The organism is Paenibacillus sp. FSL R5-0470 (assembly GCF_037975205.1).
Classification (GTDB): domain Bacteria; phylum Bacillota; class Bacilli; order Paenibacillales; family Paenibacillaceae; genus Paenibacillus_AQ.
This window is the reverse complement of sequence record NZ_CP150238.1, coordinates 5724681-5746677: the sequence shown is the minus strand read 5'-3', so window position 1 is coordinate 5746677 and position 21997 is coordinate 5724681. Positions and strand designations below refer to the sequence as shown.

Annotated in this window: 21 protein-coding genes and 1 riboswitch; of the genes, 14 read left to right on the top strand and 7 right to left on the bottom strand. The window is 46.2% G+C overall.

The window, feature by feature from the left end; all coding sequences use genetic code 11:
• Window positions 1–89 precede the first annotated feature (89 nt).
• Window positions 90–1775 carry a CPBP family intramembrane glutamic endopeptidase gene (locus tag MKY99_RS25365; protein ID WP_339267014.1) on the bottom strand — a complete coding sequence of 562 codons (1686 nt, stop codon included), beginning with the start codon at window positions 1773–1775 and terminating at the stop codon, window positions 90–92.
• 314 nt (window positions 1776–2089) lie between these two features.
• A riboswitch (cyclic di-AMP (ydaO/yuaA leader) is annotated at window positions 2090–2269 on the top strand.
• A 136-nt stretch (window positions 2270–2405) separates the two neighbouring features.
• On the opposite strand from MKY99_RS25365, the gene MKY99_RS25360 reads away from it, so the two are divergent.
• Both MKY99_RS25360 and MKY99_RS25355 read left to right on the top strand, forming a co-directional pair.
• On the top strand, window positions 2406–3701 hold the full coding sequence (locus tag MKY99_RS25360; RefSeq protein WP_339271789.1) for a TrkH family potassium uptake protein: 1296 nt from the start codon (window positions 2406–2408) through the stop codon (window positions 3699–3701).
• 13 nt (window positions 3702–3714) lie between these two features.
• Complete coding sequence (locus MKY99_RS25355; RefSeq protein WP_042191554.1) at window positions 3715–4383, top strand: TrkA family potassium uptake protein; 669 nt, start codon at window positions 3715–3717, stop codon at window positions 4381–4383.
• 71 nt (window positions 4384–4454) lie between these two features.
• Here the strand turns inward: MKY99_RS25355 and MKY99_RS25350 are convergent, their stop codons facing one another.
• On the bottom strand, window positions 4455–5357 hold the full coding sequence (locus MKY99_RS25350) for a LysR family transcriptional regulator (protein WP_042191552.1): 903 nt from the start codon (window positions 5355–5357) through the stop codon (window positions 4455–4457).
• A 401-nt stretch (window positions 5358–5758) separates the two neighbouring features.
• Here MKY99_RS25350 and MKY99_RS25345 point away from each other — a divergent pair, with 401 nt between their 5' ends.
• The 7 genes from MKY99_RS25345 to MKY99_RS25315 all read left to right on the top strand — a co-directional run bounded on the left by MKY99_RS25345 (window position 5759) and on the right by MKY99_RS25315 (window position 12504).
• Window positions 5759–6424 carry a succinate dehydrogenase cytochrome b558 subunit gene (locus MKY99_RS25345; RefSeq protein WP_042130879.1) on the top strand — a complete coding sequence of 222 codons (666 nt, stop codon included), beginning with the start codon at window positions 5759–5761 and terminating at the stop codon, window positions 6422–6424.
• Between the two features lie 68 nt (window positions 6425–6492).
• Window positions 6493–8235, top strand: coding sequence for a succinate dehydrogenase flavoprotein subunit (gene sdhA / locus MKY99_RS25340; RefSeq protein WP_042191550.1), 1743 nt, complete (start codon window positions 6493–6495; stop codon window positions 8233–8235).
• Window positions 8236–8309: 74 nt separating this feature from the next.
• The gene (gene sdhB, locus MKY99_RS25335) at window positions 8310–9074 is read left to right on the top strand and encodes a succinate dehydrogenase iron-sulfur subunit (RefSeq protein WP_042130877.1); all 765 of its coding nucleotides are present in this window, start codon (window positions 8310–8312) and stop codon (window positions 9072–9074) included.
• Between the two features lie 188 nt (window positions 9075–9262).
• Complete coding sequence (locus MKY99_RS25330) at window positions 9263–10054, top strand: DUF3891 family protein (RefSeq protein ID WP_339267012.1); 792 nt, start codon at window positions 9263–9265, stop codon at window positions 10052–10054.
• 19 nt (window positions 10055–10073) lie between these two features.
• A complete protein-coding gene (locus MKY99_RS25325) occupies window positions 10074–11015 on the top strand; it encodes a metallophosphoesterase (RefSeq protein WP_339267010.1) in 942 nt (313 codons plus the stop codon).
• 31 nt (window positions 11016–11046) lie between these two features.
• Window positions 11047–11589: a GNAT family N-acetyltransferase gene (locus MKY99_RS25320; RefSeq protein ID WP_339267008.1), complete on the top strand. Its 543-nt coding sequence runs from the start codon at window positions 11047–11049 to the stop codon at window positions 11587–11589.
• Between the two features lie 174 nt (window positions 11590–11763).
• On the top strand, window positions 11764–12504 hold the full coding sequence (locus MKY99_RS25315) for an NADPH-dependent oxidoreductase (protein WP_339267006.1): 741 nt from the start codon (window positions 11764–11766) through the stop codon (window positions 12502–12504).
• Window positions 12505–12603: 99 nt separating this feature from the next.
• Here MKY99_RS25315 and MKY99_RS25310 read toward each other — a convergent pair whose 3' ends face one another.
• Window positions 12604–13413 carry a histidinol-phosphatase gene (locus MKY99_RS25310; RefSeq protein WP_339267005.1) on the bottom strand — a complete coding sequence of 270 codons (810 nt, stop codon included), beginning with the start codon at window positions 13411–13413 and terminating at the stop codon, window positions 12604–12606.
• A 69-nt stretch (window positions 13414–13482) separates the two neighbouring features.
• The gene (locus MKY99_RS25305; RefSeq protein ID WP_042191539.1) at window positions 13483–14385 is read right to left on the bottom strand and encodes a LysR family transcriptional regulator; all 903 of its coding nucleotides are present in this window, start codon (window positions 14383–14385) and stop codon (window positions 13483–13485) included.
• Between the two features lie 253 nt (window positions 14386–14638).
• Here MKY99_RS25305 and MKY99_RS25300 point away from each other — a divergent pair, with 253 nt between their 5' ends.
• From MKY99_RS25300 to MKY99_RS25280, 5 genes are all read left to right on the top strand, one after another.
• Window positions 14639–15094: a chemotaxis protein CheX gene (locus MKY99_RS25300; protein ID WP_042130872.1), complete on the top strand. Its 456-nt coding sequence runs from the start codon at window positions 14639–14641 to the stop codon at window positions 15092–15094.
• Between the two features lie 28 nt (window positions 15095–15122).
• On the top strand, window positions 15123–15899 hold the full coding sequence (locus MKY99_RS25295) for an SDR family oxidoreductase (RefSeq protein ID WP_076300333.1): 777 nt from the start codon (window positions 15123–15125) through the stop codon (window positions 15897–15899).
• Window positions 15900–15996: 97 nt separating this feature from the next.
• Window positions 15997–17499, top strand: a complete 1503-nt coding sequence (locus MKY99_RS25290) for a DEAD/DEAH box helicase (protein ID WP_339267003.1) — start codon at window positions 15997–15999, stop codon at window positions 17497–17499.
• Complete coding sequence (locus tag MKY99_RS25285) at window positions 17496–18242, top strand: ABC transporter ATP-binding protein (protein WP_076285232.1); 747 nt, start codon at window positions 17496–17498, stop codon at window positions 18240–18242. Before MKY99_RS25290 ends, MKY99_RS25285 begins: the two co-directional genes overlap by 4 nt.
• Window position 18243: 1 nt before the next feature.
• Window positions 18244–19464 (top strand): ABC transporter permease, encoded by a 1221-nt coding sequence (locus MKY99_RS25280; RefSeq protein ID WP_339267001.1) that lies wholly within the window; start codon window positions 18244–18246, stop codon window positions 19462–19464.
• 142 nt (window positions 19465–19606) lie between these two features.
• Here MKY99_RS25280 and MKY99_RS25275 read toward each other — a convergent pair whose 3' ends face one another.
• From MKY99_RS25275 to MKY99_RS25265, 3 genes are all read right to left on the bottom strand, one after another.
• On the bottom strand, window positions 19607–19726 hold the full coding sequence (locus MKY99_RS25275) for a YjcZ family sporulation protein (RefSeq protein ID WP_212567871.1): 120 nt from the start codon (window positions 19724–19726) through the stop codon (window positions 19607–19609).
• Window positions 19727–19874: 148 nt separating this feature from the next.
• On the bottom strand, window positions 19875–21176 hold the full coding sequence (locus MKY99_RS25270) for an aminotransferase class I/II-fold pyridoxal phosphate-dependent enzyme (RefSeq protein WP_339266999.1): 1302 nt from the start codon (window positions 21174–21176) through the stop codon (window positions 19875–19877).
• A gap of 178 nt (window positions 21177–21354) precedes the next feature.
• On the bottom strand, window positions 21355–21972 hold the full coding sequence (locus tag MKY99_RS25265; protein WP_339271787.1) for a pyridoxamine 5'-phosphate oxidase family protein: 618 nt from the start codon (window positions 21970–21972) through the stop codon (window positions 21355–21357).
• Window positions 21973–21997 lie beyond the last annotated feature (25 nt).

Sequence of the window (21997 nt, the reverse complement as noted above, 5' to 3'; positions counted from 1 at the left end):
ATGCTGTATACGTTAATATAAAAAAGGTGTCACAGCAGTTTTCTGCTGTGACACCTTTTTTTATTATAGGTTATCCACCCGTTACTTCTTTAAATTACAGATGTAGGTTCAACCGGCTTAGGTTCTGATTTCTGCGGTGGATTAAACCGATAGACGATGTAAGCGACTATGGACGGCATTATAATCGCGAAGATACCAGCCCCTACATTCACGCTTTCCTTCATAAAGATCAGCGTAGCGCCCATCAGAATGCTGTCAAACACGACGTGACTGAACATGACGGCAATAAATCCGTAACGAAGGAAAATATAGCTAAAGAGCAAACCAATCACGGTCAGCTCAATAGGACGGGAACTGATGGGGTAGATCGGATACAGCGTATGGCCAAACGCCCAAACCAGCGTGGTGATCAGGCAAGCAATGAACGTGCTTCGGAATACTTTTTTCAACATAGGAATTCCGAAAAAACGATAAATGGCTTCCTCGGATAAACCAGCGAGCCATGCAACGATGGGCAGCAGCCAAGCATATCTCATGTTGTAAGGAGATTGAGTAGCGTCAGTAGTGGACCAGTTCTGCAAGGTAAGTGATAATACGATGAACATAAGGGTCTGCACCCCTAGCAGCACGAATGCCCAGACGTATCCAGCCCGGATACTATCCAGAACATATTTTCCATAGCCAGGCTCTTTAGCACGAGGCCATGGGTTCATCCCCTCTTCTTTTTTCCATAGGCCGTCCCCTCCAACTAAAGAAAAATAGAGCAGGGAGGACATTAGGAGGCTATATAAGGCATAAATGATGAACATTATGACGGAAGTTATCTGAGCCTCGAGTCCTTCGCCTGAGGATTCAGGGAGCATATTATAGGTGCTGATCATCATGATTACAAAATAAGCTGAGCTTAGGAATATTCCACGCTTAAAGGAGGTATGTTCTCTTCTAAGTATGCTGTAGATGAGTGCCAGAATTCCTAAAGCTAAAGTAGGCAAACCGTAGCCGAATAAAGTAAACTTTTCCGCGAGAGAGGTCTGGTCCTTTACATAGGAGGTATGCCAGGCTGGAGCGGTGAATCCTGCTTTAAAGCTGGATACCTGTTCGCCAGTGAAATCGAAATAATAGTGTAGTAAGGATTCGCCGATCTGAACGGAACGATCTGTATACACGAGCCCGTAGTTTCCCGTATTCGATTCAATTTGCAGCTTGGCGGGATTTACATCCCATTCCTGAAGCCAGGGACGGGCAAGATTTTCTTTTTGTGTAAGTGATAAGGTAGTACCCTTGTCCTCTTCTTTTGCACTGGTGGATACATTGTTTGGTAATCCGGTACCTGATCCTTCTGCACCTTGTGTGAAAGCGACAACTCCACCAGTATACATATTGAGGTCAACAGAGATCAGTGGCTCTTGTTCCGCTGAAGGACTAAGTGTTACACGAAAGATGTCAAAAGGATATCGTTGATCCAATTTCTTTTTTGTATAGTCCTCCAAAAGCTTCTCGCGGGACATATAACCATAAAAGGAAGAGTCCGTATCGTACAGTACATTCCACTGATCGTTTGGTGCTTTGGTGTAGTTCAGCTTTTGTTCTGCGAATGATATGGCTTTGTCGCGGGCTTCCGCCTTACTGATGACAGTAGTATCTTCCCCGGCAGGGCTATTTAGCACCGAGGGAGCAATTTGAAACATAATAAATAGAATAAGACCGATAATGCCCGAGATGATGAGCCTCTTGGAGAGGGCACGTTGCTGTAAGGGCTGGCCAACGGGATTCATGTAACGCCTCCTTGTAAACTGACAATGTTATGTTCCATTATAGTATTAGTGCCATGATAGTTACAAAAATCATCGTATATTCTTTTTATGGGTAATAGAGATATTATAGAATAGGTAACTGAATATATACCATGAATTTAAGGTGATTCTTTCTTCATTTTTCATGAAAATCGATGCAATTGCAGGGAAAACACGGAAAAGTGATGAGAAAAGGCACTCTTAGTGGTACATCCTCTCCAAACCGCATTTTTCATATGAATCACCATTAATAGTGTCTTTGTGATTTATCGAAATAACATATATAATTTGTATGCAATTGTATATAGCCGAATTTCAGGTGAAAACGGGGGAACCATAAGAAGTAATGAAAAGATGAGTATACGCCATAGGCGTTGTCTTTATTCATCAGGGGTGAATTTCGTTCTAGGAACGAATAGGGCAGCCTGCACAGTCCGAATCCGTCAGCTAACCTCGTAGGCTAATTTACTGCAGGAACCAAGGGTAGCATTGGTTTTCCAGTGCTTTTTTTGTTGGAATTCTTTAAATTTTGATAAGAGGGTGAGCGTAGTGGCTTCACAGTTTCGCAGGGTTTCTGAATCAAAGTTCCTGAAGCTCTCTCCGCCTCAGATTATGGTGCTTGGTTTTGCATCGATCATTCTGATTGGAGCCTTGCTGCTAATGCTTCCCATTTCGAGTACCAGCGGGAATGCTGTTAGTTTTATTGATGCGTTGTTTACTGCAACATCGGCCACCTGTGTGACAGGACTTGTGGTGCTGGACACCGGGACGACATTCACCATTTTTGGGAAAACCGTAATTATGGTGCTTATCCAGGTGGGCGGCTTAGGGTTTATGACAATGGCGACCTTATTTGCCATGATGATGAAACGCAAAATTTCCTTGCGGGACAGACTGATCCTTCAGGAAGCAATGAACCAAGGCTCTATGGAGGGGATTGTTCGACTGATCCGGAGAGTACTTATTTATTCCTTGGTCATCGAAGGCTGTGCAGCGGTGCTTCTGTCCTTACGCTGGGCGTTTGATATGCCACTGGGAAAGGCCATTTATTTTGGAATATTTCATGCGGTGTCTATGTTTAATAATGCTGGATTTGATATTTTCGGGGATTTCCGGAGTTTAACCGATTATGTATATGACCCGCTAGTGAACATCGTGGTGATGTTTCTGATTGTCTCTGGCGGTATTGGTTTTATTGTCATGTCGGATCTGGTGGAGTTTCGTGTCAAACGTAAATTATCTTTGCATAGCAAAGTTGTACTCTCCACCACTGCAGGGCTTATTCTTATCGGCGCTTTGGTTATTTTTATATTTGAATTTACGAATCAGCGCACACTGGGGAATTTAAATTTCGGCGGCAAAATATTATCGGCATTCTTTCAGTCGGTATCGCCCCGAACCGCTGGCGCCAATACGGTGGATATTGCCGGACTACGGCAAGCCTCACAGTTCTTTATGGTTATTCTTATGTTTATTGGTGCATCTCCAGGATCAACAGGTGGCGGGGTCAAGACTACAACCTTTACGATTATGATTGGTGCAGTAATCGCGATGCTGCGCGGACGTGAAGATGTTGTACTGTTCCGTTACCGATTGGCGCAAGAGCGTATCTATAAAGCGTTGACGTTAACATTACTCGCTTTGCTATTGGTCCTCACGGTGTCGATGTTACTGTCCACAACAGAGGATAGTAATTTCTTAGCGATATTATTTGAGACGACCTCAGCTTTTGCCACGGTGGGACTAACCATGGGGCTGACACCTGAACTGTCTATCTTCGGCAAGATTCTGATCTGTCTGACCATGTTTGCAGGTCGGCTAGGTCCATTAACATTAGTGTATGCGCTTGGACCTAAACAGGGTAAACCATTGTATAAGCACCCAGAAGGTAAAATAATTATTGGATAGGAGTTAATCCGAAATGAAAGCACAGCAATTTGTAGTAATCGGTTTAGGCCGCTTTGGCTCAAGCCTTGCACTTGAGCTGATGGAAATGGGCTACGAGGTGCTCGGCATTGATCACCATGAGGAGCGTGTGGAGGAAATGAGCGATCACCTGACGCATGCGGTAGTGGCTGATGCTACAGATGAAGGAATTATGCGCTCGCTCGGCGTACGGAACTTTGACTGTGGGATTGTTGCGATTGGCGACAATATGGAACGAAGTATTCTGGCGGCGATTTTGTTAAAAGAGATTGGAGTCAAGCAAGTAGTAGCCAAGGCGATCTCGATCCTTCATGGTCGTGCGTTGTCCAGGCTGGGCGTGGACCGGGTTATTTTTCCGGAGCGGGATATGGGCATTCGTGTGGCACATCAGCTCGTGACACCCAATTTGCTGGATTATATTGAACTGTCCAAGGATTATAAAATCGTCGAGCTAACCGTTCCGTCTTGCATGAACGGGAAAAGCTTGTCAGATTTAAATACAAGAGCGAAATATGGCTGCAGTATTGTTGCCCTGAACCGGGAAAGTGGAATTATAGTGGCTCCAACGGCACATGATCATTTGAGTGAGGGCGACGTTATGGTACTCATTGGTTCTAATGAAAGTATTGATCGATTTGAGGATGAAGTTGTAAACCAAGATTAAATAGATAAGCCCTCCGTCCTTTACATGGGACGGAGGGCTTTTTTAATTAAGGCTGCACGCAGAGGTATGTACTATTTCTCTCGTTCCGTTAGAAACATCTCTTCTGTGACCTGCACGAGGCTGCGGGCCGCTGTGCTCAGGCTCCCATCGTCACGGTAAATCAGGCAGGTAGTTCGCTGAGTCTGCTCCAGCTCCTTAATATGCAGAGAGACCAGCCCACCGCCGTTTAACAGCTGCGGACGCAGATAAGACTTGGGCAGTAACGCTGCCACATTGACTGTCGGCAGCAGCCGCACGATGGCTTCGAATGAGTCAATCTCCATCCGAACGTCTGGATCAATTCCACAGCGCTGGAACAGATCGTCTGTTAGACGTCGGTACCAGGTGCCTTTGGAGAACAGGATCATAGGCAGTCGGGACAGATCATCCATGGTTAGCTTGGTAGATTGATTCAGAGGATGATGCTCAGAAACAACCAGTCGAAGTTGATCCTCAAACAGAGAAATGCAGCGCAGTCCAGGTTCTTGAATAGAGGAAGCGATCAGACCTATATCTGACTTTCCTTCACTGACAGAGGAGACAATTTCATGTGTTCGGCCTGTGATTAGCTTCAGCTCCGCAGTTGGGTATTTCTCCATATATGCGTTAACTAGTGGAGGCAGAGTGGTCTGCAGTGAGGTAAGTGACGCCCCTAAGGTGACGAGCTTAGGCTCGCCTTCTTTGTATTTAGACAAAGCCTCCAGAAATTTAGAGCGCTGCTGCCGTTGTTCAAGTGCGTAGGAATAAGTAAGACGCCCAACCTCGGTTAACTCCAGTCGCTTGCCATAACGATTAAATAGCGCGACACCCAGTCGTTCTTCCAGCTTGGAGATTTTACGAGATAGGGCAGGTTGGGACAGATTGAGCTGGCGGGAGGCCCGATTCAAGCTGGAGTGCTCCACAACCGCTGCAAAAACATCTAAATCGTCAAACATATTTATGTTCCTCTCGTAGTGCAATCTATAAACAGTAGTGACGAAATTCATAGCCATGAAGACAATACTTCTTGCTCCATAAGGAAATAAAAGATTTGTCGGAAAATGTTGTTTCTCTAAATGAGAATTATTATCATATAAAATCTATTCTTATGCGTTTATTGTATAACGTTTAATAATTAGATTGCAATTCCCTTATAAGGGAAAAAGGAGTAACATGAAAAGTGACACAAGATATTCACATTTTGTGAAAAAGAAAACAAAGTCCGGGAAACCAAGGATAGCGGTAAATATAGACGTTTTGTCATGACATAGTCTACGTTATCCTGTGTCAAATGTAGTTCCGGCGGTGAATACACAATAATGAAAACGCTGTTTTAATCGGAAAGGGGTTACTTTGTATGAAAGGATTTTATTCCAGAAAGATTCATTCCTTGCTAGGCGTTATCCCGCTTGGAGCTTTCTTCATTGAGCACATGATGACGAATTTTGCGGCTGTAGAGGGTGGCGCTTCCGGTTTCACTGACAGCGTGATATGGCTGAACAGCCTGCCGCTTGTCTTCTTCCTGGAATTGTTCGGTATATGGCTACCTCTGCTGTACCATGGCGTATATGGACTGTATATTGCCTATCAATCCAAGCCGAACTTGAACCGTTTCAACATTGAAAGAAACTGGCGTTATACGCTGCAACGTATTACAGGAATTATTACCTTTATCTTTATAGTCTGGCATTTGTTCCAAACCCGGGTTCAGGTGGCAGTTGGTAGTGTAGAGCATGAAGAGCTGGGCGGTCTGATGCATGATATCGTGACTCAACCACTGATGTTGACACTGTACATTATCGGTATCGTTGCAGCATGCTTTCACTTCTCAAACGGCCTATGGTCTTTCTTGATCAGCTGGGGAATCACGGTAGGACCTCGTTCACAGCGGGTATCCTCTTACCTTTGTCTCGGTATATTTGTTCTTGTAACGTTTATGTTCCTCATTTCACTAGTCACTTTCCGTGATGCTGAATTTCAAACCGCAGCTTCTATAGCTCAGTCCATAAAGACTTTCATCTAAGTAATTATCCTCTCAGGACTAGATTCCAGAATCCTTTCTGATATTTTCAATAAAGGGAGTGAACTATCATGGCAACAGCAAATATCATTATCGTGGGTGGCGGTCTGGCCGGCCTGATGGCTACCATCAAGGCAGCGGAGTCCGGTGCGCATGTTCAATTATTCTCATTAGTGCCGGTAAAAAGATCACACTCCGTTTGTGCGCAAGGCGGCATCAACGGCGCGGTAAATACGAAAGGGGAGGGCGACTCTCCTTGGGAGCACTTCGACGATACCGTTTACGGCGGTGACTTCCTGGCGAATCAGCCACCGGTCAAGGCGATGTGTGAAGCAGCACCGGGTATCATCCACCTTATGGACCGGATGGGCGTAATGTTCAACCGCACACCTGAGGGATTACTCGACTTCCGTCGTTTCGGCGGAACGAAGCGTCACCGCACTGCATTTGCTGGCGCAACGACAGGCCAACAGCTTTTGTATGCGCTGGATGAGCAAGTGCGCCGCTGGGAGTCCGAAGGTCTTGTAACGAAACGTGAGAACTGGGAGTTCCTCTCGGCCATCGTTGACGACGAAGGTGTATGCCGCGGCATAAGTGCCCAGAATCTCAAGACGATGGAGATTGAGACTTTTCCTGCAGACGCTGTTATTTTGGCTAGCGGCGGGCCTGGTATTATTTTTGGTAAAACAACGAACTCCGTAATTAATACGGGCACAGCAGCAAGTGCGGTGTACCAACAGGGCGTACATTATGCCAACGGAGAATTTATACAGATTCACCCAACGGCTATTCCAGGAGATGACAAGCTCCGCTTAATGTCGGAATCAGCACGTGGTGAAGGCGGCCGCATCTGGACTTATAAAGATGGAAAGCCGTGGTATTTCCTTGAAGAGAAATATCCAGCCTATGGTAACTTGGTGCCGCGCGATATTGCTACACGTGAGATTTTTAATGTGTGTGTGGATCAAGGGCTGGGCATTAACGGTGAGAACATGGTGTATTTGGATCTCTCTCACAAGGACCCGAAAGAGCTGGACGTGAAGCTTGGCGGGATTATTGAAATTTACGAAAAATTCATGGGGGATGACCCTCGTAAAATACCGATGAAAATCTTCCCGGCTGTGCACTATTCCATGGGCGGTATGTGGGTTGATTACAACCAAATGACAAACATTCCTGGTCTGTTTGCGGCAGGCGAATGTGAATATCAATATCATGGAGCGAATCGTCTAGGCGCTAACTCTCTGGTATCTGCCATTTACGGTGGTATGGTTGCTGGACCAAAGGCTGTTGAATACATTAAAGGTCTGAAGAAATCGTCACAAGATATCTCTTCTTCTGTCTATGATAGCTTCCACAAAAAGCAGACGGACAAATATGAGTCTCTGCTAGCGATGTCAGGTACAGAGAATGCTTATGTGATTCACAAGGAACTGGGTGAATGGATGACCGCCAATATGACGGTTGTACGGCACAATCCGAAGCTGGAAGCGACCATTGGCAAAATCAAAGAGCTTAAAGAACGCTATCGCAATATCAATATGAACGATACGTCACGCTGGAATAACCAAGGTGTAGCTTTCACCCGTCAGCTATGGAACATGCTGGAGCTGTCCGAAGCGATGACACTGGGAGCGCTTATGCGCAATGAGAGCCGCGGCGCTCATTACAAGCCGGAATTCCCGGATCGTAATGATGAGGAATTCTTGAAGACCACGAAAGCAGCCTGGACTGCAGACGGTCCGCAAATCTCTTACGACGAAGTCGATGTCTCACTGATCCCTCCACGGGTCCGTGATTATTCGAAGGATTAATCTTTCCAGCAGTGAAACAGCTTGCGAGGCAAGCTTAATGAAATAAAATTAGGCAATTTGAGGAGGGAACCATTATGGCGGAAACTGCTACAGCTCCCAAAAACGTAAAGTTTATCATCACCCGCCAGGACGATCCACAAAGCTCATCTTATGTTGAGGAATTTGAGCTCCCTTATCGTCCGGGTATGAATGTAATCAGTGCTTTGATGGAAATTCAGCGTAACCCTGTGAATGCCAAAGGTGACAGCACCGTTCCGGTATGCTGGGATTCCAACTGTCTAGAAGAAGTATGCGGAGCTTGCTCGATGGTGATCAACGGCAAACCTCGCCAAGCCTGCGCAGCGCTTATAGACAATCTGGAACAACCTGTACGCATTGAGCCAATGAAGACATTTCCGGTGGTGCGTGACTTAGTGATTGACCGTACCCGGATGTTCAACGCACTGAAACGAGTAAAGGCCTGGATTCCAATCGATGGTACGTATGACCTTGGGCCGGGACCACGTATGCCGGAGAAGAAACGGCAGTGGGCTTATGAATTATCTAAGTGTATGACTTGCGGCGTATGCTTGGAAGCTTGTCCGAATGTCAACGAGAAGACGGATTTCATCGGACCCGCAGCCATCTCTCAAGTACGCCTGTTCAATGCTCATCCTACGGGTGAAATGAATGCGGATGAAAGATTGGACGCATTGATGGAAGATGGCGGTATTGACGGTTGTGGTAACTCACAGAACTGTGTGCGCGCTTGTCCAAAAGGTATTCCTCTTACCACCTCCATTGCAGAAATTAATAAGCAGACGACAAAACATATGTTCAAACGCTGGTTAGGTGTGTAATAAGTAGTACCGCCGAATCTTTAATATTGAGCTATCCTCAATGGTGGATTTATATTCGCTGAGGATAGCTTTTTTGTTTATAATTGGTAGAGATTAGGGAATTAGTCTAGCTCAGAAGAATGAATAGCATATGCTATAATATCCATTGTTAACGTACGTTAGGTGTGGAACAACAGGGAGGAATAATCGTGATTTGTCGGGAGCATGATGGAGCAATTGTAATGGTTAAACAGCATGATCACGGGAAGTTAGCTGGAGAGCTTGCCATTTGGTTTAAGGAAGAGCATGTGCCAGAAAAAGGACGCCGGGATGAGGTGCTTTGGGCGGTAGCTGAACATGACCGGGGCTGGATTGATCTGGATGAGACGCCCTTTTGGAACGATGCGGAACACGCGCCTTACAGCTTTATTGATTTTCCTGTAGTGCCGAAGCTGACCTTTTATAAGCGAGGACTTGATGAGATCGAGGCGCGGACACCTTACGGAGCGCTTTTGTGCAGCTTGCATTTTGAACGACTCATTAAGATTTCGGGACTGGATTATCCAGAACTGACTTTATATCAAGAGCATGAAGAGGAACGTAGATCCCGTATTCACCGAGAACTGGAAGTATCTAAACCGATTGGTGAGGATGAGCTGTATTATGATGCCCGTCTTTTGGAGTTCTGCGATGACTTATCTCTATATTTGGCTTTAAATGAACCAGGTAGCCCGAAATCTGAGGAGCATCCATGGTGGCGTGAAGGATTCTCTGGCAGTGAAGATTTCAGTTTTACGTCAGGTCGTACGATAACCGTGGAGTGGAAAGATAAGTCAACGTTAGTGCTGGATCCTTTTCCCTTTAAGAAGACGGTGGAAGTAGCCTTTATGCTGAAACGAGTCCAACGATCAGAAATTGCTAATAGAGGCATCGCACCCGCATACCGTGATACGCCAGAGGAAGAATGTAGAATTGTACTGACGGCTCTAAACGAAAGCTGAAGGGAAGGAGAAACTCCGTATGAAGATACAATCGTCTGGGGCTTCTCCCAATAAGAAAAATAATTCAGGTAAAGACACCCACTCTAGCGCCTCTGGACGTCGATCTAAGGGCAAGACAACAATGACCCGCCGGCAATTCCTGGTTCGAGGTGCGGCTACTGTAATCGGCGCAGGCTTGCTCACAAGTGGTTACGCTTGGCAAGGGGAGCCCAACTGGATTCAGGTTACTAAGCTGAAGTTGTCCTTCAAAGATATTCCCTCTGCTTTTTCAGGCATGAAGGTTGTCCATTTCAGTGATACTCACCTTGGGTTTAATAAGGATGCCCGTGATCTGGCTCGACTTGCAGAGCGTATCGCTAAGGAGGAACCGGATCTTATATGCTTTACAGGCGACATCGTGGACAGCAACCCTGAGGATCTTGTAGATGCCATACCTGTATTGGCAGAGCTGAATGCTCCACTAGGAAAATATGCGGTGCTAGGCAACCATGATTTCAAGAATACGAAGCGGATTATCGAGTTGTTTACATCTGCTGGGTTCCGGGTGCTAAGGAATGAATCTTATCTTCTAAAAAGAGGCGGGACAGTTATGGCTGTGTCCGGACTGGATGATCTGCTGCATGGCGAGCCTGACCCTGTGAAGGCACTCAAGGGTGTGCCTGCAGGAACCTTTACCGTTCTGATGATGCATGAACCGGATTATGCTGATATAGCAGAGGCTCATTCATTTCACCTACAGCTATCCGGGCACAGCCATGGTGGACAGATTCGCCTGCCGTTTGTAGGTGCGCCATTCACCCCTTATGGGTCTCAAAAGTACATAAATGGATTGTATTATACAGATACCAAGCGCATGCCAGTGTATGTGAATAGAGGTTTTGGCGAAACAGTCATGCCTTTTCGTTTTCTATGTAGGCCTGAATTAACGGTGCTGACATTGCACCATTCATCGGATGAATAGGCTGATATTTTAGCTGCATGGAGGAGAGAGTATGAGCACTTATGAGGCAGTATCGTTCCAGACGCAACAAGGTATGGCGGTTGACCTTAGGATGATTCCGCCCGAGGATGCTTGTCATTTGCAGCAACTGCTCTCCCACCCAGAAGTGCAGGCTCATATTCAAATACGCACCGGAGCTGGATCAGACCTTGCTCAGGCGGAGAAGCTGGTGAACCGGATGTTATTCGCATTCGATCCTTGCGCGTTACATGCGGGTATCTATTTGAAGGAGCAGCAGAAGTTGATCGGTATTGTTGCTTTACAGCATTGGAACCGCCGTGAGGGCAAGGCCACTTTAGGATATATGCTAGACCCGGTGTACTGGGGAGGCGGATTGGCGACAGAGGCGGTTGGCTTATTTTTAAATTACAGTGTTCATACGCTTGGAATCACGCGGATCGAAGGGCGCTGCCGAGGAGATAATATTAGATCCGAACGTGTGATGCTTAAGAACGGCATGATGCTGGAGCGAGTGATGCCCAGAGTAGGCTCCTTGGACGATGTAATGAAAGTATTCACATTGTTACACAAATGAAATAATGCCGTTATGAAACTCTAACAGTGTCCGGTTAAACTAAGTACATGACCCCCTTTTAAAAATATACTGCTTTGGGACCCGATGATTCGGGTCCATTTTTTTTGTCAGGACCTAATCCGATCGTTTATGATTAACAAACAGTCGAATGAATTGAGAAGGAGGCGTAATATTTTGAATGATGTAATACAGACGTTAATGAATCACCGTTCTTTCCGGCAGTATTCTGATCTACAAGTGGAGCCGGATAAGCTAAAGATAATGATCGAATCGGCCCAAGCAGCGCCCTCATGGGTTCATGGACAGCAGGTCTCCATTATAGCTATCAAGGATCCTGCACGTAAGCAGCAGCTTTCGGTCTTGTGCGGCAATCAGAAGCATGTAGCAGCAGCCCCCATCTTTCTGGTGTTCTGCATGGACTTCTATAGAGCGAAATTAGCAAGTAAAATGGAAGGCAAGTCTTTTGAAGCGGTAAAAGATGTAGATGCTCTGCTCGTTGGAGCTACAGATGTTGGTATCTCAGTGGCTAACGCGATTGCAGCGGCAGAATCCATGGGACTTGGGATCATCCCTATTGGGGGTGTCCGGCGCAATACAGCACGCGTTATTGATCTGTTGAAGCTGCCGGAGTACGTATTTCCTATCGTCGGGCTCTGTGTTGGATATCCAGCCGAAGAGACCGCACAGAAGCCGCGGCTGCCGCTGGAAGCGGTGTTTCATGAGGAACAATACAATCCGGATGTGGAAGGCCTCCTGGAGGCGTATAATCAAACCCACCGTGAATATATGCAGCAGCAGGGATTAACGGAGAGAGATTGGACGAGCACGATTGCTCATTTTTACGATATCAACCCGGAATATGGGGATGCGAAGCGCACACTGAAGCAGCAAGGGTTTACCTGCGACAACCTATAAATAAACGACAATGCACCAAGCGGAGATTGGTTTAACGGAGGGTAACCCCACCCCTAAACCAATAACGCTTGGTGCATTTGTTCGAAATATAAGAAATCTTTACAGTGAAACTTTAATTTTCTCGCGCTGCTTGTAATAAACCCAATGTGTAAAACCTATCGCTTTTAGCTGTGCAGCTACCGCATCTAGGTCTTCTGCGACTCGGGACGGCTTATGCGCATCCGAACCGAAAGTAACCTCAACGCCAAAATGATGTGCACGCTCCAGTATATCTTCTGAGGGATACCAACCGCCAACCAGCTTGGTTCCGCCTGAGGTATTAATTTCGATCGCCACGCCGCATTCACTAATTACTTGCAGACAGTCATCAATTGGCTTTGGAGCAGGGATTTCTGAAAAAGCAGGATAATTTCCCTTCATCGCATCAATGTGTCCGAGAATTTGAAACATGCCACTGCGGGCGGAATCAGCAATCAATCGATAATAATCAGACTTCACACCAATCTGTTCATTTTTGCTAAGCCCTTTCCAGCGACCCTTGTTAAAGATACTGACGCCACCAACACTATGCACCGATCCAATCACATAATCAAAAGGGTAGGCGGATAATGTTTTGCGGTAAAGCTCGGCATGCTCAGGGAAGTAGTCTGATTCAATACCTAGCAGAACGTCGATTACACCTTCGTATTCTTTTTTGAGGGAGAGGACTTCCTCAACATAGTTTGAGAATTCGGACTTACCCATAGCAATTAGAGGAAAAGCTTGCTCGGAAGGGCTTCCGAAATATGGGGTGTGATCAGAAATGCCTATTACCCCTAAACCTGCTGAAATTCCGGCTTCGATATAATCTCTAATCGTTCCATTAGCATGGCCACAGCGAAAATGATGTGTATGCAGGTCAAATTTCATCAAGATCAACTCCTTTAAACAAGGTTATGCAATTAGCTCAGAAGTATCGATTCCACTATTGGGTGTTTTTTATTCAGACCCAATAAATTGTGTCTCCGGCATACCTTTGAGATCACTGAGAAACTGTCTCATGGCTGAGTTCACGTATTTTCCAGACTTCGTTATGACGCCAACAGGATGTGTGACTTCCAATTCAATAATAGGCACAATTTTGAGGGAACCGGCTCGCACCTCAGCGGTCACTGACTGCTTGGAAATAATGGCTGCACCTAAATCGAGTTCTACCATCCGTTTCACTTCCTCGCTGCTGGTCAGTTCCATAATTACCTGTGGCTCTATGCCATGCTTGGAGAATACCTCGTCGGCAAATTTACGGCCCACTGTATCCGGTGAGAGCAGAATTAGCGGGGTTTTGTTTAGGGCTTCTATACCTGCAGTCTTAACTTGAGCCAGGGGGTGTCTAGGTGAGACCACCAACTCGAATGTATCATAATAAAGAATGGAAGTAGTCATACTCGGACTACGTCCGATCAAATAGCCAATGCCGACATCGACAATGCCATTCTCGACATGTTGATAAATTTGAGACGAGGACATAGAGGAAATAGATGTTTTGATATGAGGGAACTGGTCTTTAAAATAGGACAAAATACGCGGTAAAATTTGAATGGCGATAGAGGTAGTAGTGCCGAGAATAATATGTCCTTGGGGATTATCTTCAAGGTCCGCAAGTCTCTGTTTAAGCTCCTCGACAATCGTCACAATTTGTTCCGCATGCTCCAGAAATACAGTTCCTCGATCGGTTAACGTAACAGGCTGGTTCCGGTCAACCAGCTGTGTTTTGAACTCTTCTTCAAGGCTCTTGATTTGTGCTGAAACCGCTGGTTGGGTCAAGTTAAGCAGTTCTCCGGCCTTGCGAAAGCTCATCGTTTTGGAGATCGTTATTAGTGTCTCCAGCTGGCTGATGTTCATGGAATACCTCCTTTGGACAAGCAAATATGAAAGTGATGGGGTGAAATATTACGTTCCATGTTGGCATTTGATTTAAATTATAGGAGATAATACCCGACAGAGCAATGTTGCAACATAAACAAACTTGGGTTCGAATTCGACATGTACATTAATTTTTGCTGAATTGTGCCGATATATAAAGTATAATAAATCCATATTACTTGGGACTTTTGGTATATGACTAAAGCACGATAAAGGGGGAGACAGGACTTTCATGAAAGCAGAAGTAATTAATCCGTTTTTAGAATCTGCACGGACAGTTATAGAACAAGTGATTCAGGTCTCGCCTTCCACTGGGAATTTAGGCATCAAAGAAATTGAACTGATCGATAATCATATATGGATTCAAGTGGGAATGACAGGCCAGCTGAGCGGAAATATTATATTTGGTATCGCAGAGCAGGTAGCCTTGCGAATGGTATCGATTATGATGGGCGGCTATGTGATTACGGAGATGGATGAGATGGGTCAGAGTGCAATTTCAGAGCTGGGCAATATGATCAGTGGAAATGCTAGTACGATTCTATATAATCAGGGGGTTTCAGTGGATATAAGCCCTCCCCAAATTATGAAGCTTGAGAGCATGTCCTTTTTGCCTCGCAGAGCACTTAGTATTCCATTGTTGATGGATGGGGTTGGAGAGATGGATATTCAGGTGATGATCTCTTAGGCAAGAGTTAGGAGCTGAAATACTTTTTATGGTACTTAAAGATAAGGTTGTTGTGATTACAGGAGCATCCAGCGGTATTGGTGCATTAACCGCACAAATGCTTAGTAAGCAAGGTGCGATTCCGATCCTTTTGGCACGTTCCGAAGCGAAGTTGAAAGAAACGGCGGCCGGTATTCCGGGCGTTTTTGGACTGTATACATGTGATGTAACAGATGCCGACGGTGTACAAGAGACCTTTGCTCAAATTTTGGCGACTTACGGCAGAATTGATATTTTGCTAAATAATGCTGGGTACGGTAAATTCGCCGCTTTTACAGAGATGGAGCCTCATGAGTTTGATGATATGATGGATGTTAACTATATGGGGATTGTTCGCTGTACGAAGGCTGTTGTTCCACATATGCTAGAGCGGGGAAGTGGCCAGATCGTAAATGTGGCTTCTATGGCAGGGAAGATCGGTACAGCTAAATCGGTAGCCTATACAGCCACCAAACATGCTGTTCTCGGATTCACGAATGCACTTCGTCAGGAGCTGCGGAAGAGCGGAATCATCGTCTCGGCTGTGAACCCTGGTCCCATTGCCACTGATTTTTTCAAAACGGCTGACCCTTCCGGCAATTATGAAAAGAGCGTAGCTCGGATGATGATGACACCGGAACATGTCTCTTCCAAGATCGTAAAGGTCATGGAAACTGGCAAAGAAGAGATTGATCTTCCGGGTCTGGCAGGGTTTGGTATTCGGCTTTATGGTCTGTTTCCTCGCCTGGCGGACAAGCTTACTTATAATGCGATGAACAGAAAATAGAGCCTGCTGTCAGCAATATTGGCCTTCCATTTGGTGGAGAGGCCTTTTTGGCATATAATGAAGATATTATCTCAAGCGAAAAGGATGAATTACACTTATGAATAAAGCTTCTTTTGCGGCTATCGGCATTCAGGAAGACCTAGTTGCCCGATTGTCGGAATTCGGTATTAACGCTCCATCCCCTGTACAAGAGCAGACGATTCCACTTCTGCTGGAGGGAAGAGATGTTATTGCTGCTTCCCAGACTGGAACGGGTAAGACCTTGGCCTATCTGTTGCCTCTGCTTCAAACGATCAACCCGGAGCAGAAGGTGGTCCAAAAGCTGGTGCTCGCCCCTACACAGGAGCTGGCGATGCAAATCTTACGTGAGGCGGAACGTTATGGCGAACACCGTGGGATTCGAGTTATGGGTCTTATTGGCGGGGCAGCCATCAAACGCCAGATTGATAAACTGCGTGAGCATCCACAGCTTGTTGTGGGAACCCCTGGCCGGATTCGCGAATTGATTGGTCTTCGCAAGTTAAAGATGCATGAAGTCAGCACGATTGTTCTAGATGAAGCGGACCAAATGTTTCAGCTAAGCGGGGCCGGAGAGGTAACGAAAATTGTTAGCAGCGCACTGCGTTCACGCCAGCTCGTTATGCTGTCTGCAACCATTGGTCCGGAGACGAAAGCCTTGGCAAATCGTGAAATGAAGAACCCGGCAGAGGTTGGAATTGCTCCTGGTGTCATGACAGCAGAGAGTCTAGAGCATCATTACGTTGTAACGGAAGAACGCAACAAAATAGACATGCTGCGTCGGGTCATCCGTCATTACAATCCAGAAAAGGCGATTGTGTTCGTGAATGCGACTGATGATATTGCAGAGGTAGAGGCTAAGCTAAACCATCTTGGACTGACCGCAGCCGCACTTTACGGTGATGCTGATAAAGTAACGCGCAGTAATGTACTGTCACGTTTCCGCGAAGGGAAATTCCGTGTGCTTGTTGCCAGTGATGTAGCTGCCAGAGGACTGGATATTGAGAATTTGTCACTGGTAGTAAGCTTCGATCCTGCCTTTGATTCCGAGCATTATGTACATCGTGCGGGTCGTACGGGTCGGATGGGAAAACGCGGATTATCCGTAACGATTGTGACAGAGCAGCAGACCTTTATTATGCGTAAATTTGCGCGTGAACTGGATATTGCCCTTGAAGAGCGGGAAATGGTCGGTGGCAAGGTGCTAGCAGCAGATGAAGCGCGCAACGCTTTGAATAGTGGACGGGGACGAAATGAGAGCAGCGGACAACGCCGCGATACTTCTTCTCCGCGCAGCAGTAAGCCACAGGCGCGAACATCTGGGAATGCAGGAACTCAGCCATCTACAACCAGCACAGAGCAGCAACCTGTTAAAAGACTGGCTACGATCCAGACAAGTGAGGCAAGCGTAGAACCACAGCGCGATTCTCAGCGCAGTGTGAACCCTTCTGCAGGCGCGCGTGGAGGTGCTACTCCTGCACGAAGCAAACGCAGCAGCAATGCGGAACGTGAGAAGAACCGTAAGAATAAAGGAGCACCAAAGTGGTTGAAAGACAAAACTCCGAGAGGTGACGGTCAATGAATAATTCTCCCGTATTGCAAATTACGGGCCTCAGTGGTGGATACAGCCTGAATAAGCCGGTGCTGCATGATATTGCACTTCAGGTGCAGCCTGGCGAGATGGTTGGTTTAATTGGTTTAAATGGAGCAGGAAAAAGTACGACCATGAAGCATATTCTAGGATTGATGTCGCCCCATAAGGGCGATATCACAGTAAAGGGTAAGACTCGTGCTGAAGATCCCATCGGATATCACAATGCTTTGAGTTTTGTACCTGAATCGCCTCTTCTGTATGATGAAATGACAGTACGTGAGCATGTTGAATTTACAGCAAGAGCGTATGGGGTAGAACAAAGTGACTACGAAACTCGCACCTTACATCTAGCCAAGCTGTTCCATATGGAAGATAAGATGGACACGTTGTCGACTCATCTATCCAAAGGGATGAAGCAGAAGGTCATGATCATGTGCGCTTTCGTGGCACGCCCTGCGTTATATGTGATCGATGAGCCCTTTTTAGGACTGGATCCGCTCGGGATTCGCTCTCTGCTTGATTTCATGATGGATCTGAAAAAATCAGGCTCCTCTATTCTGCTTAGCTCTCATATTCTTTCTACCATTGAGAATTATTGCGACCGCTTTATTGTGCTGCATAGAGGTAAGGTGATTGCTCAGGGAACGCTGGCAGAAATTGCGGCAACCACTGGACTACAGGGGCTGACTTTGGAGCAGCTGTTCTACGAGCTGGTTCAGGGAGGGAAATAATATGGATTTGAAAGAGCTGCGGCGCACGCGGCGAGGTCGATTCATGGGAAGTATGCTTCCTTATGTGGGATATATCATTCAAAGCGGCGTAGCTATGGTCTTCCTCTTTGTATTGATTGTCTTCTCTGCTTGGTATACATCGTTGTTACAGAATGTGCCTGAAGGCATTCCCATCCGCTGGATTATGCTTGCAATACTGCTGCCTGCAGCAGTAAATAGCAGCTTCCGCACCTATTTGCAGACTCCGGATACGATCTTTCTATTGCCTCAAGGACATCGAATGAAGGAATATTTCGCACCTTCGTGGGTGAGTGGGAACGTATGGAAGATTGTTCGATTGTTATTTGTACTCATTACCCTTTGGCCGTTGTACATACGTACAGATGACTCGCCTAAGCGGCTGTTATTTACAATATTGATTCTGATTGCTGTGAAGCTAATCGCGAGTTACGGTTTATGGAAAGAGATAGCTATGCTGTCGCGTCCGATGGCAGGTATATTCACTTTCTTACGCTGGGCAGTAGGAGGATTAATTATTGCCGCTTGGTTGTGGCAGCCTGCCGGTAGAAGCCTGATATTTATGGCGCTATTAGCAGCAGCCTATCTTGTTGCACTATCCGTACCTGGACGCCACGCCGTACCTTGGGAAAGACTAATCGCCATGGAAAAAAATCAAGGTGGACGCGCCCTGATGGTTCTGGGTTGGTTCGTGGATGTACCGGGCCGTGAGCAACGGGTATATCCTCGTCGTTATCTTTCCAAATGGGGGGCTCGGCTGCCTTGGCGTAAGGATACGGCTTACCGCTATCTGCTGACCAAAAGCTTCGCCCGAGGAGATATCTTCGGAATCATTATGCGGATTTCGGTACTGGCTTTGCTGCTGAATTGGTTGAACCATGACAGTTACTTCGGTACAGCCATCTATTTGTTCTTCCTGTTCATTATTGGTGTACAATTGTCGGCACTCCGCAAATTGCATAGTGAGTCTTTTTGGTTGACAGTGTATCCCTTTCCTGAAGGCAGTAAGGCGGATAACACAACGCAATTCGTATTCCGCGCGCATCTGCTAGTGGCACTGATTCTTGGTTTACCTTTCTTAGCCTCTATAGGCGACCGCCTACTACCAGTGATTGGTACCTTTGCAGCAGGGATTCTGGTATCCTTTCTGTTTAAGGGATACTTGTCCCGCAAAGCAGCACGGATGGTTGACGAGGATTTGTAAGAGATTATTTCAAAATAAAAAAGGCTTTCTCAAAAGTAGAGGATTCTACGGATGAGGGAGCCTTTTTTTTGTGTGGGGAATGAGGTGTACCACTGGAAAAGGGAAAGAGCTCAAGGCTCTCTCCCGAGACTGTCATCTCTAGTTAGACAAAGAGTGAACGGCTGATGATTACCAGCAGGATAAAGAGAACCAGAATGGCGCCAGTGCTTGTGAATCCACCGCCACAACAACCGTTAAATCCGCCTCTTACTTCTTCGCTCATGTTCATTCCCCTTTCGGTGTGTGTTGTATTTGAGTACATCGTATTGTATGTGCGGAGAGAGAAGCATGTATAGGCCAATGCCGGAGGAGTCCAGAAAAAAATCAGCCCCGTAGAAACGGAGCTGATTGTAAGGAATATGAAAGATTTGTTAAGCTTTTTCCAGATCACGAACGCCTGCGTATACAAGATCAAACAGATCTTCGAGCTGTTCTTCTTCGATACAAGAGAAAGCAATCCGCAGATCTGTTTCACCCAGAGCGATAGTGCCCAGTCCGTAATTATGAATCAGGTGAAGCCGAAGAGCTTCAGCCGAAACAGTATGCAGCTTCAGACACATGAAATAGCCGGAGTTAAAAGGATAATACGTCCATACATCCTCGCCGTATTTGCCGCTATCGAGCAGCGCTTTTACTTTATTCGCACGGCCCTTCATGATTTGGAACTTCTCTTCCTTCTGCTCTTCGAATTGTGGAGATTTCAATGCATCCAATACGAAGGTCTGTGATGGGTGTGCACCGCTGGAAATAGTGGCGCGAATGATGCCTAATGTTTTTTGCTCCAATGCAGCCAGCAAATCCTTGTCTTCCGAGGCATAAGTGATGAAGCCAACACGGAAGCCCCAGACGAATTCTTCTTTAGTTGCACCGTCAATTTTGATTGGAAGCACACGTGGGTGCAGATGAGCAAGCTTACCGAATAATGATTCCTTTAGTGAGTCTTCAAAGAACAGTCCGAAGTAGGCATCATCACTTACGACAACCACGTTAATGCCTTCCTCAGCCGCACGAAGGATAGCTGCGACGATTTCATCGCCTTCCTTAATCCCTGGAGTATATCCTGTAGGATTGTTAGGGAAGTTCAGCAGAACGATCGCTTTTCCGCGTTCTTTTTGAGCCAGTAGCGCTTCTTCAAGACCCGTACTGTTAAAGGTCATTTCTTCTGTAAAAAGCGGATAGTTAACGGTCTCCCCATGGCGGCGAATTCCGAAGGTTAGTTCATAGTTTTCCCAATTCTTATCTGGGTAGATGATAGCGTCACCTGGCTCAGCGAAGAGGTCAGCGACAATGCTAAGCCCATGAGTCAGGGCGTTGGTTACAACAGGATTGCTGATGGTTTTACCTTCTAGCGATGGATTTTCGCGCAGCATCTTTTCACGCCATACAGTACGCAGCTCTGGTTTACCTGCTGGAGGAGCGTAACTATACAGATCCTTAGGGCTGTAAGCGGAAAGCTTATCCTGAATGACACCGAGGTGCATAGGTACACCGCCTTCGGTAGCAATACCGATGGTTGCGTTGTATTTCTTGGCGTGAGCTCCTGCTTCAGCAGATTGACTCAGGATACCCTCCTTAGGGAAGTAAATTTCTTTGCCAAGCGTAGAGAGCATATCATATACATGTTCATTTCCTGCTTTGATACTTTCGTTTAATTGTCCAGCTAGTGGATTCATCAGTTTCATCCTTCCAGGGTTCTTTGGGGATACATACTGTTAACATTGCCTAACATTATATCACCGCCACTTGCAACCGTCACTTGGAAAGATACGTTTTTTTAAAATTTAAGGAAGTTTAAGTTTTACACTATACGTAGCGCTTATTTTGAACGAGAAACTGGTTTATCCGTATCTATTATTCGGAGTGATAGGGGCAGTATTTTTTCATCATTTCAATGGTTTCTTCATCACGTGGATGATTTCTTTCAGATAGGCCGGAAATGACCCCAGAACGTCCTTCTTCTTTTAGATTTTGCCCAAACTTAAACTTCGCCGTGATCTCATCTGGGGTAATGCGCACTACCGCGACGCCCTTTAGACGGGGACGGTATTTAGGGTCCTCTGCATCTATCTGATTATAGCCGCCCTCGGGCTGGAGTTTTTTCATAAATAAGGAGAGTACGATGGCTTTTTCGCTAATGTCTTCGACGGGCTCGGCTATGCCGTAGGCGGTAACACTTTTAAAATATGCGGTTGCTGGGCAGGCCATCTCTGGATCGCTAAAATAAGACGGAATCAGTGCATACTCATCCGCTACGGTAAAGCAGACCTTCTGCTGATTGCGGATCGCCTTCATTTTGCCGCCAGCATGACTACCGTGGAAATAGAAACAACCATCTGTATATACAAAATTCAGCGGTGTCACCCGCGGTAGCGCCTGTTCATCGCTTGTACCGAGAAAACCGAAGCTCATTCCGTCTAGAAAAGAGATCAATTCTTCCTCCTGATCTACTTGAAATTCTTTTCTGCGCATAGGGTTCACGTCCTTATTCTTAATA

What these genes read in the sequence shown, in the direction of transcription:
- MKY99_RS25365 (WP_339267014.1), bottom strand. Translation starts at nt 1,775, where the DNA reads ATGAATCCCGTTGGCCAGCCCTTACAGCAACGTGCCCTCTCCAAGAGG.
- MKY99_RS25360 (WP_339271789.1), top strand. Translation starts at nt 2,406, where the DNA reads ATGGTGCTTGGTTTTGCATCGATCATTCTGATTGGAGCCTTGCTGCTA.
- MKY99_RS25355 (WP_042191554.1), top strand. Translation starts at nt 3,715, where the DNA reads ATGAAAGCACAGCAATTTGTAGTAATCGGTTTAGGCCGCTTTGGCTCA.
- MKY99_RS25350 (WP_042191552.1), bottom strand. Translation starts at nt 5,357, where the DNA reads ATGTTTGACGATTTAGATGTTTTTGCAGCGGTTGTGGAGCACTCCAGC.
- MKY99_RS25345 (WP_042130879.1), top strand. Translation starts at nt 5,759, where the DNA reads ATGAAAGGATTTTATTCCAGAAAGATTCATTCCTTGCTAGGCGTTATC.
- sdhA (WP_042191550.1), top strand. Translation starts at nt 6,493, where the DNA reads ATGGCAACAGCAAATATCATTATCGTGGGTGGCGGTCTGGCCGGCCTG.
- sdhB (WP_042130877.1), top strand. Translation starts at nt 8,310, where the DNA reads ATGGCGGAAACTGCTACAGCTCCCAAAAACGTAAAGTTTATCATCACC.
- MKY99_RS25325 (WP_339267010.1), top strand. Translation starts at nt 10,074, where the DNA reads ATGAAGATACAATCGTCTGGGGCTTCTCCCAATAAGAAAAATAATTCA.
- MKY99_RS25320 (WP_339267008.1), top strand. Translation starts at nt 11,047, where the DNA reads ATGAGCACTTATGAGGCAGTATCGTTCCAGACGCAACAAGGTATGGCG.
- MKY99_RS25310 (WP_339267005.1), bottom strand. Translation starts at nt 13,413, where the DNA reads ATGAAATTTGACCTGCATACACATCATTTTCGCTGTGGCCATGCTAAT.
- MKY99_RS25305 (WP_042191539.1), bottom strand. Translation starts at nt 14,385, where the DNA reads ATGAACATCAGCCAGCTGGAGACACTAATAACGATCTCCAAAACGATG.
- MKY99_RS25300 (WP_042130872.1), top strand. Translation starts at nt 14,639, where the DNA reads ATGAAAGCAGAAGTAATTAATCCGTTTTTAGAATCTGCACGGACAGTT.
- MKY99_RS25295 (WP_076300333.1), top strand. Translation starts at nt 15,123, where the DNA reads ATGGTACTTAAAGATAAGGTTGTTGTGATTACAGGAGCATCCAGCGGT.
- MKY99_RS25290 (WP_339267003.1), top strand. Translation starts at nt 15,997, where the DNA reads ATGAATAAAGCTTCTTTTGCGGCTATCGGCATTCAGGAAGACCTAGTT.
- MKY99_RS25285 (WP_076285232.1), top strand. Translation starts at nt 17,496, where the DNA reads ATGAATAATTCTCCCGTATTGCAAATTACGGGCCTCAGTGGTGGATAC.
- MKY99_RS25280 (WP_339267001.1), top strand. Translation starts at nt 18,244, where the DNA reads ATGGATTTGAAAGAGCTGCGGCGCACGCGGCGAGGTCGATTCATGGGA.
- MKY99_RS25275 (WP_212567871.1), bottom strand. Translation starts at nt 19,726, where the DNA reads ATGAGCGAAGAAGTAAGAGGCGGATTTAACGGTTGTTGTGGCGGTGGA.
- MKY99_RS25270 (WP_339266999.1), bottom strand. Translation starts at nt 21,176, where the DNA reads ATGAATCCACTAGCTGGACAATTAAACGAAAGTATCAAAGCAGGAAAT.
- MKY99_RS25265 (WP_339271787.1), bottom strand. Translation starts at nt 21,972, where the DNA reads ATGCGCAGAAAAGAATTTCAAGTAGATCAGGAGGAAGAATTGATCTCT.